Source organism: Streptomyces katrae, from assembly GCF_000717655.1.
GTDB lineage: Bacteria > Actinomycetota > Actinomycetes > Streptomycetales > Streptomycetaceae > Streptomyces > Streptomyces katrae_B.
This window is the reverse complement of the sequence record NZ_JNZY01000005.1, coordinates 141879-155124: the sequence shown is the minus strand read 5'-3', so window position 1 is coordinate 155124 and position 13246 is coordinate 141879. Positions and strand designations below refer to the sequence as shown.

Below are 13246 nucleotides of genomic sequence, written 5' to 3'. Positions count from 1 at the left end.
GGCAGCGGAACCCGCAGACGGCGGTGGCGCCGGCCGCGCCAGGTCTCGGCCCGCTTCGTCCACCACTGCGCGCCGGTGCCGTGGTGCCGTCAGCCCGCGCCGCCCCGCCACAGGCGCTGGAGCTGCGGGCGCCGTGTGCGGGCCGTGCGCGAGTGCCGGTCGAGCTCCTCCACCAGCCGTTCGGAGCGCTTCTCCACCCCCAGTTCGTCCAGTACCCGGTCGGCTTCCGCGAGCAGGGCACCGTACAACTGCCACGTCCCCGGCCGTGAGCGCGCCTCCTCCTGCAGCAGGCGCGCGGCCCGTTCGCGGCTGATCCGCGCCGCCGCGAGCTCCTGCGTCAGCCGGCCCTCCGCCTCCTCCGCACTGGCGGTGATCTGCGCGGTGATCAGTACGGCGAAGTGCTCGAGCGCCATCGCCATGTGCCCGAACAGTTCCCGCAGCGCCTGCGCGAGGTGGTCCGAGAAGAGCGGGCCGTCCGTGCGCGTCTTGGCCAGGTCGGTCAGCGTGCGGCAGCAGACCCGCAGGACCACGGCGCAGATCTCCAGCGTGTCGAGTCCCGTACGGAGCACGAGGCGGAAGAGCAGTGCCTCCTTCACCCGGGGATTGAGGCGCAGGCTGTCCTCGGCCTGCCGCAGCGCCGAGTCCACGTGCGCGATGTCGTTGTCGAGCCGCCGTGCCTCGTGCAGCCGTGCTGCAGCCTGCTCCACCGGCGTGTGCTGGTCCAGCTCGTCGCCCAGGTGCATCAGCAGGTTGCGCATGCGGCCCGCCAGCGAAGTGATCGCCTCGCTCGCCGGCGCCACCCATACGGGCGGTGCGAGGAAGAGGTTGAACAGGAGCCCCACGACGGCCCCGATCAGCGTCTCCAGTACGCGGTCCCAGGCGGTGGCCGCCACCTGTGTCACCCCGAGCACCAGCATCGCGCTGATCGCGACCTCGGGGACGAACTCGTCGACCCGCACCAGATGGCCCACGACCAGCGAGGTGAGGATGACCAGGCCCAGGCTCCACCAGGTGAGGCCGACGAGGGCGCTGAACCCGATGGCGACCAGGACCCCCGCGACGACCGAGTTCACCCGCCGGATGCCGGTGGTCAGGGTGGTGTAGAGGGTCACCTGTACGACGAGCAGCGCCGTCAGGGGTGCGGTCAGGGGCGCCGGCTCGCTGCTGAGCCAGAGCGCGACGACGTAGGACACCACGGCCGCCGCCGTCGACCGGAGGGCCTGAACGACGGCGGGCTCCCGATGGCGGCGGACGAGCGAGCGTACGGTGACGATGACTTCCGGCATACGTGCCTTCCTTCCCGGACTCGCCTGCACCACGCGTCACAGGGATCAAGAAGGCACGTCCGGATGTGCGGCCGTTCGCCGCGTCCGTACCCCGTACGCCGTACGTTGTTTTCCGGCGGCAGTCTCGGCCGAGACACGGGTGGCCCAGCCTCGGAGCCGGTCACCCGGCCCCGGGCTAGTGTGGATCGGGGGAGGTCGAGGGAGGTCGGTGCCGTTGTCGACGTCAAGCCACGAGGTCTTCGGCGCGCCGTGCTGGGTCACCCTGATGGCCCGCGATCTCGATTCCGCCCATCAGTTCTACGGCGCCGTACTGGGCTGGAGGTTCCGCCCGACCCGCCTCGGCGAGGGATTCTCCGTCGCGCTGCAGGACGGCGCACCGGTCGCCGGAATCGGTGCGCTCGCCCCACGGCTCGGTGTTCCGGTGGCATGGACCCCGTACTTCGCCGTCGATGACGCGGACGACACCGCCGCCCGGGTGCGCGAGCGCGGCGCCACGATGGCGGTGGGCCCGCTGGCTTTCGGGACCGGGCGCGCCGCGCTCGCGGCCGACCCCGACGGCGCGGTCTTCGGCTTCTGGCAGGGCGAGGTGATCCCGGACTGGACGGCGCATCCCGGCGGCGCCGCCGGATGGCTCGAGCTGCGCACCCGCGACGCCTTCGCCGCGGCCGTCTTCTACGGCGAGGTGCTCGACTGGGCCTGTGAGCGCCCCGGCTGCTGCGACGTCTCGTACGAGCACGGCCACGTCGTCGTCCGCCGCGGCCGCGACACCGTGGCCCTGATCAGCGGCGGAGCCATTGAAGAGGCCCCGGATCCGCAGGTCCGGCCGCGCTGGCACGTCCACTTCCACGTGTCCGACCTTGAAGCCGCCGTGGAAACCGCCGTCCGGCTCGGCGGCCGCACCGTCTCACCGGTCCACACCACGGCCGCGGGGCGCCGGATCACCCTGAGTGACCCGGACGGCGGCCTCTTCACGGTGGTCACGGCCCCGGACAAGCCCGTTTGACGAAGGAGGAGAACGATGCAGATGGATGAGCTCTCGCGGTTCCTGAAGGCCCTGAGCCCGGCCCGCCGGGAGGAGATCGAGCAGATGCCCCGCGAGCGGCAGGAGGAACTGGCGGCCGCCTGGGAGGCGGAACTGCGGGACGATCACGCGCTCGACACCCTCTCCGAGCTGTCACCGCCGGCTGCCGAGAGCGAAGCGGCCAAGCGCGTCACCGGAGACACCGCCTAGCGCTGCGCCTCGACTGCCGTCCCGGACCGCCCGGCGCTCGCCGAGCAGGTCGCCACCCTCGCTCCGGACGGCGTACCCGGGCCGGCCGCTGCCGCCTCAGCCGCGGGCGGCGAAGGCCTTCGTGAAGGCGAGGGGTTCCTGGACGATGGACGAGCACGTCGCGTCGGCGGAGTTCTTCGCGCCGCCGGGGCACTGCTTGTCACGGGCGCCGGACCACATCGCGAGCCAGCCGAGGCCCTTGGACCGGGCGAACTCCACGAGCTGGGTGGCGTCGTCCACCTTGAAGACCTCGCTGGAGACGTCGTTGACGCCGATCATCGGCGTGACGGCCACCGTCTTCCACGCCGCCGCGTCGCTCAGGCCCAGTACGCCCTTGATCTGTGCCTGCGTCGCGGTGGCGGCCTGGATGGCGTAGCCGCCCATGTCGCCGCTGTACGCCGGTCCGTAGTCCATCGCCATGATGTTGACGGCCGAGACCGCCACACCGTTCTGCTTGGCATGGGCGATCAGGTCGACGCCCGGCTGTGTGAGCCCCTCGGGCATCACGGGCAGGGTGAACGAGACGTCGAGTCCGGGATGCGACTTCTGCAGCTGCGCGATGGCCTGCGCGCGCCGGGTGTTCGCCGCCGTGTCGGGCAGGGCCGCGCCCTCGATGTCGAAGTCCACCTTGGTCAGCTTGTACGCGTCCACCACCTTGCCGTAGGCGGCGGCGAGGTCGGCGGGTGAGGCGCACGCCAGGCCCAGTTCGGAGCCGGCCGCACCGCCGAACGACACCCGGACGTCCCCGCCCTGGGCGCGCAGTCCGGCTATCTGGGAGGCGACCCGGTCGTCTCCCAGGGCCGTGACACCGCCCCACAGCGGGGAACAGCCGCCGCCGGAGGTGATGAAGGCGAGGTTGAACTCCTTCACGCCGGTCTTGGCCGCCGTGTCCAGGAGATCGAAGGCCGGGTAGAGCGAGGTGTCCACATACGGCGCGAACCCGGCCGACGTGGTGGTGCCGCCGCCCGGGGGCACGGTCGGGGTCGGCTTCGCAGTGGCCGTCGCCGTCGCCGTTGCGGTGGGGGCGGCCGTCGGCTTCGAGCTGGGCGAGGCGGAGGCCGTCGGCGCGGTGGTGGGACGGCCGCTGGGGCTGGGCGTCGGCCCGGTGGCCGGGGAACACTTCTCCTTGTTGATCAGGCACCCCGTCGGGCTGCCCGGGCTCCCGCTCGTGCTGGTCACGAACCCGACGGTGAGCGAGCCGCCGGCCGTGAGACCGGCCGTGTCCCACCGGGGCGGCTTGACCGTCACATGCTGCCCGTTGACGGTGTGTTCGCCGTTCCACAGGGAGGAGAGGGCCGTGCCGGCCGGGAGGTCGAACTCGAGGGTCCAGTCCTTGAGCGTCCCGCCGCTGCGGTTGGTGATCACGTACTGCCCGGTGTAGCCGGTGTTCCAGCTGCTCGACTTGGTGAAGGTCGCGCCGACCGATGCTGCCTGTGCGGTACCGGTCAGCACCAGTGCGGTGCCCCCGACGGCCGCCGCGACGGCCACTGCCGCGGCAGCCTTCGCCTTGGCGCTCGTCGTACGGCGATGGGAATTGCCAGCCATGAGGACCTGCCTCTGTGCGGGGATGAGGTTCGAGCAGCACGCTAGCGACCGGAAAACGGACAAACGTGCGGTTCGGGCCCCGCTCCCGCGTTCTTGAGGCCGGCTTAAGGAACGGATCGGGGAGGGTTAATGACCACGTCCCGGTGCTCACCGTTTCAGGTGGGCCAACACGGCCAGCACCCGGCGGTTGTCGTCTGGCGACGGCGCGATCCGGAGTTTCGCGAAGATGCCGGCCGTGTGCTTGGCCACGGCGCTCTCGCTGATGTGCAGCCCGCCGGCTATCGCCGCGTTCGACCGGCCCTCGGCCATCAGCTCCAGGACGTCGTGCTCCCGCTGCGTCAGCCCGTCCGTCAGCCCGCGGGCGTCACTGCGCGCCACCAGCTTCGCGATGACCTGCGGGTCCATGGCCGTACCGCCGGCCGCGACACGGCGGACCGCGTCGACGAACTGCCCGGTGTCGGTCACCCGGTCCTTGAGCAGATACCCGATGGCCCCGGCTCCGTCCGCCAGCAGCTCGTTGGCGTAGAGCTGCTCGACGTACTGGGACAGCACGAGGACGGGCAGGCCCGGGCGGCGGCGCCGCGCCTCCAGTGCCGCCTGCAGACCCTCGTCGGTGAACGTCGGCGGCAGCCGTACGTCGACCACCGCGACGTCCGGCGCCTCGTCCAGCAGCGCCCGCAGCAGCGCCGGGCCGTTGTCCACGGCCGCCACCACCTCGCAACCGTGCTCCTGGAGCGTGCGTACCAGCCCGTCCCTCAGCAGGAAGAGGTCTTCGGCGAGGACAACGCGCATGGAATCTCCATCGTCACGGTGGTCGGGCCGCCCTGCGGGCTGTGCAGGACGAGGATGCCGTCGAACGTACCCAACCGGCGGCGGACACCGCGCAGTCCGGTGCCGCCGGCGCCGTCGTCCGCGCCGCCCCGGCCGTCGTCGACGACCGCGATCCGCAGCAGCGTGCCCCCGTGATGTTCCAGGAGCACGCTGACGCGCCGGGCGCCGGAGTGCTTCGCCGCGTTGGCCAGCAGCTCGTTCACCGCGAAGTACGCGGCGGACTCGACCGGTGCCGGCAGCCGGCCCGGCAGCCGGTTGGCGACGTGGACGTCGAGGAAGCTGTCGAGCGCCAGCGACCGGACGGCATCGCCGAGGCCGCGGTCGGCCAGCACCGGGGGATGGATGCCGCGGACCAGCTCCCGCAGATCCTGCAGGGCCCGGGCGGAGGTCTCCCGGCCGTCCCTCAACAGGCCGCGGGCGGTGGTCGGATCGGTGTCGATCAGCTGGGCCGCCCGGTCCAGTGCCATGCCCAGGGCGACGAGGCGGGCCTGGGCGCCGTCGTGCAGATCCCGTTCGATACGGCGCAGCTCGGCCGCCTGGATGTCCAGGGCCTCTGTGCGCGTATCGGTCAACTGCTCGACGCGCCGGGTGAGTTCCGTGGTACGCGGTGCGGACAGCAGTGACCGGCTCCAGCGCGCGTGGAGCCGGAGCACCGCGGGTGCGCCGTACGCGCCGGCGGCGATGAACGCGAGGCCCAGCGCCAGCGCGGCGAGCATCGTCGGGGCGCTGTGCACCGGAACGAAGGCATACCAGTTGCCGTCACCCAGCCGCCGCCACACCAGCGGCTGCACCAGCGCGCCGAACGCCCCGTACTCCACGAGCGCGAGGGGAACGGCCACGAGCAGCCCGCCGACCAGCGGCTCCAGCCAGGCCCAGACGAGGTCGCGCCAGAACCCCTCGTCGCCGAGGACCGCCGCGACCCGCCTGCGGCGGGACGCGGTGCGGTCCACGGTCAACGGCGCGGGCGGGCTGATCCGGACGCCGCTCCACCCGGTGGCCCACCGGCGGGAGCGGTCGGACAGGGCGCGCAGTGCCTTCGCGGCGGGCGGCAGCAGCGGGAACCCGGCTCCGACCGGCAGGAGCAGCAGGGCGATCACCACGAGGCCGCCGACGCAGGACACGGCGAGGGCGAGCAGGCTCAGCAGCTGGCAGCGCACGACGGCGGCCCAGGGCCGCGGGCCCGACTGCGCCCCCACCGCATCCTCCGTCAACGCGCCGGGCCCACAGCTCGATCGGCTCCGAAGGCCCACACGGCGGCCGCCGCCAGAGCGGCCAGAGCAAACAGCACCATCGGGAGAACAGCTCCTGATTCCTCGTCCATGAACAGCAACAGGCCCAAGTTGATCAGCATATGGAATACTCCGGCGAGCAACAGCCGTGACCCCCCGGCTCGTTCCAGGGCCGACCCCAGCACCACCGAAAGGGACACGGTCGCCACGAGGAACGCCCCCGCGTACGCCGGGTCCTGAGCGAAGACCTGAACGTGCCAGACGCCCCACAGCAGTCCCACCGTGACCGACGACGCGAGCGGGCCGCAGCGCGTACGGAGCAGAGGCTGGAGCAGACAGCGCCAGCCGAGCTCCTCGCCGCACGCACCGATGAACTGCGCCACCACGATCACGGCGAACGGGTTGCCCAGCGCGCTCGGGCCGGTGAACCGGACGTCTCCGGTGGCGACGCCGTACGCCGTCGCACAGAGAACGACGATCAGGGGTGCGGTGCCGAGCAGCAGGACGCCGCGACTGCCGTGGTGTCCGCCGCCGCGCACCGCCCCGGCGAGCAGGCTCCGGATCTCGCCCGGCCAGAGCAGCGCAACGACCGCGACTCCTAGAGCCGGTCCGAACTGCGTCAGTTGGACGACCTCGGCGGGGATCGGCGTCCCCGCCTGGGCGGCGCCCAGCGCGCCGGCCGCCAGGAAGGCGACGGCGAGGAACACCGCCGCCTTCGCCGTGATCCGGCCGCCCGGCCCGGCGACGGGTGGCGCACCTTCCGCGTCCGGTCCCGCCAGGGTCTGTTCATCGGCGTTCCCCATGTCCTCAGCCTTCGTCAGGGGTCCAACTGGTACGCCGTCGACGATGCCTTCAGCCGAGGCCGCAGCCACTGCACCTGGTTGCCGGACGGGGTGTACCCAGATACACCCCACCGGCGGCGCAGGAGGAGGGAGAGGGAGGGGGCGGCTACTGCTCGTTCTTGGCGAGGTCTTCCTGGAAGGCCTTCGCGCACGTCGGACCGTTGTCCGTGGCGATGAACGAGACGACCAGCAGAGCGCCCGCCTTGCCCTGGGGGCTCGCCTTCACGCTCCAGCCGTTCGGGATGGCGACCGCGGCGCCGTAGGACAGTGCGCCCGCTGCCCCCGCGATCAAGGAAGCAGTCCATGACGGGGCACACCCGACGCCCGGATCGACGGCCGTCGGCTCGCCGTCGAGCCGCCTGGCCTGCGGCGGACGTAAGACTTTCGTCATCAGGGGATCCTGGCGCTCGGATCACCCGCCCGCGTTGAATGGCGAAGGAACGCATCGACGAGGAGGGGCTGTCATGACGAGTACGGGTACCGGGGCCGGGTCCGGGGCCGGGGCCGCAACAGGGTCGGCGTCGGGGACGCGCCCGCGGCGCCGCCGGCTGCCGGCCTGGGTGCTGGTCGCGGCCGCGCTGGTGCTGGGCGCCGGGCTGTACGGGGCCCAGCCTTGGAAGCTCTGGCAGAACTCCACCGTCAACGAGGCGCTGCCCACCGCCTCCACCGCCCCGGGGCCCTCGCGGCCGGGAGCCACTCCGGCGCCGGGGCCGAAGACGGTCGCCCAGGGCTCCCTGATCAGCCACGAGCACAGCACCACCGGCACGGTGAAGCTCATCAAGCTGCCCGACGGCTCGCGCACGCTCCGGCTCGAGAACCTCGACACCAGCAGCGGCCCCGACCTGCGCGTGTGGCTGACCGACGCGCCGGTGAAGGAGGGCGCGGACGGCTGGTTCGTCTTCGACGACGGCAAGTACGTGAGCCTGGGCAAGCTCAAGGGCAACAAGGGCGACCAGAACTACGAGATCCCGGCCGACGTCAACCTCGCCGACTACTCGAGCGTCACCATCTGGTGCGACCGCTTCAACGTGTCCTTCGGCGCCGCGGCCCTCCAGGCCGCCTGACCGGCCCCCGCCCTCGCCGCCTCAGCCGAGTGTTTCCCGAGCGCCGGGCGTGAGCCAGCGGAGGCGGTCGCCGACGCCCGCCGCGGCGAAGGCGGCCGTGATCCCGGCTCGGTCCTCGCTGAAGTGCTCCCACGACGCGTAGTGCACGGGGACGGCCGTACGGGCGCCCAGCGAGCGGGTCAGGGCCGCTCCCTGGGCCGCGTCCATGGTGATGAGCCGGCCGTCGCCGAAGGCGGCGATCCGGGCGGCGCCGAGGTGGAGGAAGGCGGTGCCGATGCTGAACCGGTCGGCTATCGCGTCGAGTTCGTCGACGTAGACGGTGTCGCCGGAGAGGTACACGGCCTCGCCCTCGCCTTGTCCCTCCTCGTCCCCCTCGGCCTCGATGACGAAGCCGATGACGTCGCCGACCGGCCCGTGGACGCCCGGGGTGGCGGTGATGCGCAGGGTCGTACCGCGCACGGTGAGCTCGTACGTGGCCCACGGTGCCAGGCCTACCGCCTGGCCGCCGAGGCGGCCCGCGCCGCTCTGCGTGGTCAGGACGGGCCGTCCGGCGAGCAGGGTGCGGCCGGCGGCGTCCAGGTTGTCGGGGTGGTCGTCGTGGCTGAGGAGCACGGCGTCGATCGGCGGCAGGTCCGCGAGGGCGACCGCCGGGCCGGCCGTGCTGCGCAGGACGACCGGATCGTGGCGGTATTCGGCGGGCGCGGGATCGAAGACCGGGTCGGTCAACAGGCGCAGGCCTGCGATCTCCAGAAGGACCGTGGCGGTGCCGATGTGGGTGGCGGAGAACTTCACGGTGGTGGCTCCAAGGTGGGTGAGGGCGTGCGGGATCGTCGCCGCACCCGGTGTGCCCGGGCGCGGCGTGGTGGCGGGGCCGGGGTTCAGGCGGCGGTACGGAACCGGCTGCGGTACTCGCCCGGAGAGGTGTCCAGCCGGTCGCGGAAGACGCGGTGCAGGGATTCGACCGAGCCGAAGCCGCAGGCGCGGGCGATGTCGGGCGCGAGGCGTGAGGTGCGTTCCAGGAGCCGGCGGGCCGCCTCCAGCCGCATCCTCTCCACGTAGGCGCCGGGCGTGCTGCCGGTCTCGGCCCGGAACACCCGGGCGAAATGCCGCTCGCTCATGGACATCCGTGCGGCGAGCGCGGGTACGGACAGGTCGGCGTCGAGGTGCTCGCCGATCCACCGCCGCAGTTCGCGCAGATCGTCGCGGCTGCCGGCCGGGTGGGCAAGGGGCACGCTGAACTGGCTCTGGCCGCCCGGCCGCTGGAGGTACATGACCATGATGCGGGCCACTTCGAGGGCGACCTCGTCGCCGTGGTCCTCGGCCACGAGTGCCAGGGCGAGGTCCATGGACGAGGTGATGCCGGCGCTCGTCCACATCCGGCCCGAGCGGACGAAGATGGGATCGGGGTCGACCTCGACGGCGGGGTGGTCCGCGGCGAACCGTTCGGCGGTGGCCCAGTGGGTGGTCGCCCGGTGGCCGTCGAGCAGACCGGCGGCGGCGGTCACCTGCGCGCCCACGCACACCGAAGCGACCCGGCCCGCGTCCGGTCCGGCCTCGCGGAGCCAGGCCACCACGGCTGGATCGACATGCGGCTCGGGACCGTCGGCACCGATCCGGATCCGGCCCGGCACCACCAGCGTGTCGATCGTTCCCTGCTCGGAGAACAGTTCCTCCACGTGCAGGCGTACTCCGGCGGAAGTCTCCACCGGACCGCGCCTCTCACCGGCCAGGTGCACCTCGTAGCCGCGACCGGGACCCGGGCGTCCGGCCCCCAGCACGAGGTTCGTCATGGCGAAGACCTCCGCCGGCCCCGTCACGTCGAGCGCGTCGATCCCGGGGAACATCGCGAACACGACCACGTGGGGGCCGGAGAGGGGGAAGTGCGAGCGGGAGTTCATGACCCCAATATCCGGGCCCGGCCCATGCGTCTGCAATGACGGGCATCTGCAGGATCCGGACATCACTCCGAGGCGGACGACGGAAGCGGTGTTCTCGTACCACTCCGGCGCGTGCGAGGGGCCGGCCGCATGGGCGGCGACCCGGTCGCACGCGACCGCGATGACGGCCTCGGTGGTCCCAGGCGATGGCGGTGCCGGCCCAGTGGGGCGGAAAGGCGCCGATGCCCCGCGCCGCCGACCGCCGAACCCGTCGCAGCCGCCCGTACGGTGGCCGCCCGGCTGCCCTGGCGCACCATCGAGCCGGCTACCGGGCGCCGGAGTTCCGGTGACGATCCGGTCTCGGATGCGGTGATCACCGTTGCCTCCGCCGCAGGCGGTCCGTTTGGCGGTCATGGAAGCTTCTACGCGTCCAGTCGTGACCCCCGATGTGTCTTTCGCAGAGCTCAACGGCGCGTACTGGATCGACTCCGACTCGTCCCTCCACGGTGCGGAGGAGTGCAGCCAGTGCGCCCTCCTGCGCGAGGCTGCCGCCCCCGGGCGCCCGGCGGCGGGCGTCGACGGCCCGGCCTTACGGGACGACCCGGCATCGGGCACCGCCCGGTGCAGCGGTATCGGGTGGGTACTGACCACCGGGCGGCCGTTACTGCTGACCTGCGCGGCGATCACCGTCACCGCGGCGCTGGTCACCGTGACGCTGGGCTGATCGAGGTGCGGCCGTACCCCTGTGCGTGCGGCCGCGGCTCCGCCGGCCGCCGACCCCGCTGGTCCTGCGGGCCTTTCGGAGAGTCCGTCCGTGCGCGTAGCGTGTTCACATGACTACGACACCGGCTGAGGCGGGCGGGTCGAACGTGCCACCGGACCGGGCCCGCCCGCGGATGGAGATCCGCAACCGGCAGACCGCCGGGCTGACGTTCCGCGCGGACCCGTGGGCCGCGAGGAAAGCCGGTGCCCGGGCAACGGCCACGGTGCGGTCCTGGGGGTACGAACACCTCGACGAGCCGGACCTCGAAACCGCCGTACGGCGTCTCGTCGACGCGGCGGTCGCCGACGGCGGCAAGCGGATCAGCGTCCACCTCGCCGATCAGGACCACCGCATCCTCGCCGTCGCCCTGAGCCACGTCGCCGGTTCCGCTCCCGACGAGGGCGCCGTCCTCACCGAACTCGCAGCCTTGCGTACGGTCGTCAGCTGCGGCAGCGACGTCGGGCCCGACGGGCGCCGGGTGTGGGCCCTGCTCGACGCCGCACCGTCGCGCCGCCGCGGCAAGGGGCCTGACGGCCTGACCATGACCTGACGTGGCATTGTCCGTGGTTCAGGACGGGACGGCGGTGGCCGGCTTCCGTCCGGACCTCGCGTGCGCCGACGCCGACCCGCGCCGCCGACGGCGCAACAGCGCGTCGAGCGAGAGCGCCGGGGCTCCCGCGAGGACCAGCGGTGTCCAGGCCATCAGGTACGCCAGGTCGTTGCCGTAGTAGTACGGGGTGGTCGGCCAGCTGATGGTCAGCCACAGGCTCAGCGAGATCAGGGCGCCGCCGAGGGCGGCGACCCGGGTCAGGAGCCCCGCCAGGGCCCCCAGCCCGACGGCCAGTTCACCGAGGGCCATCGCGATGCCGAAGCCCACCGGGTTCTGCGAGGAGAGTTCGATCAGTCCGGGCAGGGCGGCCGAGTCCCGTACGGCTTCCATCTGCTGTCCGATCGAGCCGTCACCGGCGGCGGACAGGAATGCCGCGTCGGTCAGCTTGTCGAGACCGGCGTAGACGAAGGTGGTGCCGAGGAAAAGGCGCAGCGGCAGGAGTGCGTACTCGGCCGCTCGGCTGCGAAGGTCGGAGGATGTCGTAGTCACACCCCGGACACGCAGGAACCCGTGCTCCGGTTCGCCCGGAAATTCGCGAGGGACGCGTTGAACCGCCCGCTGCTTTGCTGCGTGTTCCTGCTGAGGCTGGAGTGGTAAGGGATGCTTCGGTCCGCTTCCGGTACGAGAAGGAGATACGGCCATGGGTGACACCACGCGTCGGCGCACGGTTCTCGCGGCGGGTGCCGCCACGCTGGCAGGCACCGTCCTGAGCGGCTGCGGCAGCGACGGCGGGTCGGACACAGCAGCCGGCGACGCGCCGGCCGCCGCACCCTCCGCGGGCGGTGGCAGCGGCGGCGGCGCAGGAGGCGGGCAGGCGCTCGCGCAGACGTCGGAGATCCCGGTCGGCGGCGGCAAGGTGTTCAAGGACCAGAAGGTGGTGGTCACCCAGCCGATGGCGGGTCAGTTCAAGGCCTTCTCGGCGACTTGTACGCATCAGGGCTGCTCGGTCGCGACGGTCAAGGACGGAAACATCGTCTGCCCCTGCCACCAGAGCCTCTTCAAGATCGCGGACGGCACGGTCGCCGGCGGCCCCGCCACCCGTCCGCTGGCGGCGGCGAAGATATCGGTGGAGGGCGACAAGATCTCCCTCGCCTGAACCGGTCCGCCGCCGGACTCGCCGAGCCCGGCGGCGGACGCCCGCACCGTCGACGTCAGCTTCCGTTGTCGCGGTACGTGCCGTCGTCACCCAGGTGGGCGGTGGCCAGCCCCGGGTAGTCGAGGACGAGTCCGGTGCTGTCGAACTCCACGTCACTGCGGAAGCCTTCGGACGAGTACCGCACCCGGTGACCGCCGAGAGGGGTGTACGTCTGCGTGGACGGGGTCACGGTCAGTTCCGGTACGGCCACCCAGGCCATCAGGAACTGCTGCTCGGGGGCCTGTTCACCGGCGAGGTGGAGCCCGTGGCGGCGTACGGGCATGGTGTTGGTCAGAGGGCAGAGACCGAGGTCGCAGTCGAGGGCGCCGTCGAACTCGGCACGCGCCTGCCCGTCGACCGTCCACCGCCCGTCGTCGTCGCGGCACAGCACGAGTTCGCGCTTCGCGTGGCCCGGCCCCTCCACGCTGACGTGCAGCGAGCGGGTGACGAAGCGCGGCCCGGTCTCGAGCCGGTAGCCGACCCAGTAGGGGCCGCCCTCCAGGGCGAGTGCCCGGCCCCGCGCGTGGAGCCGGTCTCCCTCGAACTCCCCCCAAGCGGTGTCGTATCCCTTGCTGGCCGAGACGTGCCAGGTGCGGGTGAAGCGTACGAAATCGTCCATGAGGTGATCTTCCCGCACGACGACGGCGGACCCGTAGGCACTTCCGTGGCGGGGCCACCCGTCCGTGTGGCCCCGAGCGGGGGCTCCTGGCGGCACGGACCGCCTGCCGCAGGCGGGTTCCGGCTCGGCTTCCCCACCCTGCCGGGCTTGTTATCCTCGCGCGCCGCCCGAGTTC

Annotated in this window: 16 protein-coding genes; 6 read left to right on the top strand and 10 right to left on the bottom strand. The window is 72.4% G+C overall.

Annotated features, from left to right (window positions below):
- Positions 1 to 89: 89 nt before the first annotated feature.
- On the bottom strand, positions 90 to 1286 hold the full coding sequence (locus IF09_RS0108370) for an FUSC family protein (RefSeq protein WP_030293516.1): 1197 nt from the start codon (positions 1284 to 1286) through the stop codon (positions 90 to 92).
- Positions 1287 to 1551: 265 nt separating this feature from the next.
- On the opposite strand from IF09_RS0108370, the gene IF09_RS0108365 reads away from it, so the two are divergent.
- On the top strand, positions 1552 to 2289 hold the full coding sequence (locus IF09_RS0108365; RefSeq protein ID WP_030293515.1) for a VOC family protein: 738 nt from the start codon (positions 1552 to 1554) through the stop codon (positions 2287 to 2289).
- A 15-nt stretch (positions 2290 to 2304) separates the two neighbouring features.
- Positions 2305 to 2517: a hypothetical protein gene (locus IF09_RS0108360; protein ID WP_030293513.1), complete on the top strand. Its 213-nt coding sequence runs from the start codon at positions 2305 to 2307 to the stop codon at positions 2515 to 2517.
- Between the two features lie 96 nt (positions 2518 to 2613).
- On the opposite strand, the gene IF09_RS0108355 is transcribed toward IF09_RS0108360, so the two are convergent.
- The 5 genes from IF09_RS0108355 to IF09_RS0108335 all read right to left on the bottom strand — a co-directional run bounded on the left by IF09_RS0108355 (position 2614) and on the right by IF09_RS0108335 (position 7394).
- Entirely contained in the window at positions 2614 to 4101 is a 1488-nt protein-coding gene (locus IF09_RS0108355) for a cellulose binding domain-containing protein (protein WP_030293512.1), read from the bottom strand.
- A 147-nt stretch (positions 4102 to 4248) separates the two neighbouring features.
- A complete protein-coding gene (locus tag IF09_RS0108350; protein WP_030293510.1) occupies positions 4249 to 4893 on the bottom strand; it encodes a response regulator transcription factor in 645 nt (214 codons plus the stop codon).
- Positions 4857 to 6128: a sensor histidine kinase gene (locus IF09_RS0108345; RefSeq protein ID WP_063607328.1), complete on the bottom strand. Its 1272-nt coding sequence runs from the start codon at positions 6126 to 6128 to the stop codon at positions 4857 to 4859. The genes IF09_RS0108350 and IF09_RS0108345 overlap by 37 nt, the downstream gene beginning before the upstream one ends.
- 11 nt (positions 6129 to 6139) lie before the next feature.
- Complete coding sequence (locus IF09_RS0108340) at positions 6140 to 6964, bottom strand: CPBP family intramembrane glutamic endopeptidase (protein ID WP_078613122.1); 825 nt, start codon at positions 6962 to 6964, stop codon at positions 6140 to 6142.
- Positions 6965 to 7109: 145 nt separating this feature from the next.
- Positions 7110 to 7394: a hypothetical protein gene (locus IF09_RS0108335; RefSeq protein WP_158709934.1), complete on the bottom strand. Its 285-nt coding sequence runs from the start codon at positions 7392 to 7394 to the stop codon at positions 7110 to 7112.
- Positions 7395 to 7467: 73 nt separating this feature from the next.
- Between IF09_RS0108335 and IF09_RS0108330 the strand changes: the two genes are divergently transcribed.
- Entirely contained in the window at positions 7468 to 8067 is a 600-nt protein-coding gene (locus tag IF09_RS0108330; RefSeq protein WP_078613121.1) for a DM13 domain-containing protein, read from the top strand.
- Between the two features lie 21 nt (positions 8068 to 8088).
- Here the strand turns inward: IF09_RS0108330 and IF09_RS0108325 are convergent, their stop codons facing one another.
- Positions 8089 to 8859 carry an MBL fold metallo-hydrolase gene (locus tag IF09_RS0108325; protein WP_030293501.1) on the bottom strand — a complete coding sequence of 257 codons (771 nt, stop codon included), beginning with the start codon at positions 8857 to 8859 and terminating at the stop codon, positions 8089 to 8091.
- Between the two features lie 86 nt (positions 8860 to 8945).
- The gene (locus tag IF09_RS0108320; protein WP_030293500.1) at positions 8946 to 9965 is read right to left on the bottom strand and encodes a GlxA family transcriptional regulator; all 1020 of its coding nucleotides are present in this window, start codon (positions 9963 to 9965) and stop codon (positions 8946 to 8948) included.
- Positions 9966 to 10380: 415 nt separating this feature from the next.
- Between IF09_RS0108320 and IF09_RS0108315 the strand changes: the two genes are divergently transcribed.
- Together IF09_RS0108315 and IF09_RS46820 are read left to right on the top strand one after the other, a co-directional pair.
- Entirely contained in the window at positions 10381 to 10668 is a 288-nt protein-coding gene (locus IF09_RS0108315) for a hypothetical protein (RefSeq protein WP_158709933.1), read from the top strand.
- Between the two features lie 109 nt (positions 10669 to 10777).
- Entirely contained in the window at positions 10778 to 11257 is a 480-nt protein-coding gene (locus IF09_RS46820; protein WP_234320916.1) for a hypothetical protein, read from the top strand.
- A gap of 18 nt (positions 11258 to 11275) precedes the next feature.
- Here the strand turns inward: IF09_RS46820 and IF09_RS0108305 are convergent, their stop codons facing one another.
- Positions 11276 to 11806 carry a TQO small subunit DoxD gene (locus IF09_RS0108305; protein ID WP_234320915.1) on the bottom strand — a complete coding sequence of 177 codons (531 nt, stop codon included), beginning with the start codon at positions 11804 to 11806 and terminating at the stop codon, positions 11276 to 11278.
- A gap of 151 nt (positions 11807 to 11957) precedes the next feature.
- Between IF09_RS0108305 and IF09_RS0108300 the strand changes: the two genes are divergently transcribed.
- The gene (locus tag IF09_RS0108300) at positions 11958 to 12413 is read left to right on the top strand and encodes a Rieske (2Fe-2S) protein (RefSeq protein ID WP_030293481.1); all 456 of its coding nucleotides are present in this window, start codon (positions 11958 to 11960) and stop codon (positions 12411 to 12413) included.
- Between the two features lie 55 nt (positions 12414 to 12468).
- Here IF09_RS0108300 and IF09_RS0108295 read toward each other — a convergent pair whose 3' ends face one another.
- Positions 12469 to 13071 (bottom strand): putative glycolipid-binding domain-containing protein, encoded by a 603-nt coding sequence (locus IF09_RS0108295; RefSeq protein WP_051832218.1) that lies wholly within the window; start codon positions 13069 to 13071, stop codon positions 12469 to 12471.
- Positions 13072 to 13246 lie beyond the last annotated feature (175 nt).

What these genes read in the sequence shown, in the direction of transcription:
- IF09_RS0108370 (WP_030293516.1), bottom strand. Translation starts at nt 1,286, where the DNA reads ATGCCGGAAGTCATCGTCACCGTACGCTCGCTCGTCCGCCGCCATCGG.
- IF09_RS0108365 (WP_030293515.1), top strand. Translation starts at nt 1,552, where the DNA reads ATGGCCCGCGATCTCGATTCCGCCCATCAGTTCTACGGCGCCGTACTG.
- IF09_RS0108360 (WP_030293513.1), top strand. Translation starts at nt 2,305, where the DNA reads ATGCAGATGGATGAGCTCTCGCGGTTCCTGAAGGCCCTGAGCCCGGCC.
- IF09_RS0108355 (WP_030293512.1), bottom strand. Translation starts at nt 4,101, where the DNA reads ATGGCTGGCAATTCCCATCGCCGTACGACGAGCGCCAAGGCGAAGGCT.
- IF09_RS0108350 (WP_030293510.1), bottom strand. Translation starts at nt 4,893, where the DNA reads ATGCGCGTTGTCCTCGCCGAAGACCTCTTCCTGCTGAGGGACGGGCTG.
- IF09_RS0108340 (WP_078613122.1), bottom strand. Translation starts at nt 6,964, where the DNA reads ATGGGGAACGCCGATGAACAGACCCTGGCGGGACCGGACGCGGAAGGT.
- IF09_RS0108335 (WP_158709934.1), bottom strand. Translation starts at nt 7,394, where the DNA reads ATGACGAAAGTCTTACGTCCGCCGCAGGCCAGGCGGCTCGACGGCGAG.
- IF09_RS0108330 (WP_078613121.1), top strand. Translation starts at nt 7,468, where the DNA reads ATGACGAGTACGGGTACCGGGGCCGGGTCCGGGGCCGGGGCCGCAACA.
- IF09_RS0108320 (WP_030293500.1), bottom strand. Translation starts at nt 9,965, where the DNA reads ATGAACTCCCGCTCGCACTTCCCCCTCTCCGGCCCCCACGTGGTCGTG.
- IF09_RS46820 (WP_234320916.1), top strand. Translation starts at nt 10,778, where the DNA reads ATGACTACGACACCGGCTGAGGCGGGCGGGTCGAACGTGCCACCGGAC.
- IF09_RS0108300 (WP_030293481.1), top strand. Translation starts at nt 11,958, where the DNA reads ATGGGTGACACCACGCGTCGGCGCACGGTTCTCGCGGCGGGTGCCGCC.
- IF09_RS0108295 (WP_051832218.1), bottom strand. Translation starts at nt 13,071, where the DNA reads ATGGACGATTTCGTACGCTTCACCCGCACCTGGCACGTCTCGGCCAGC.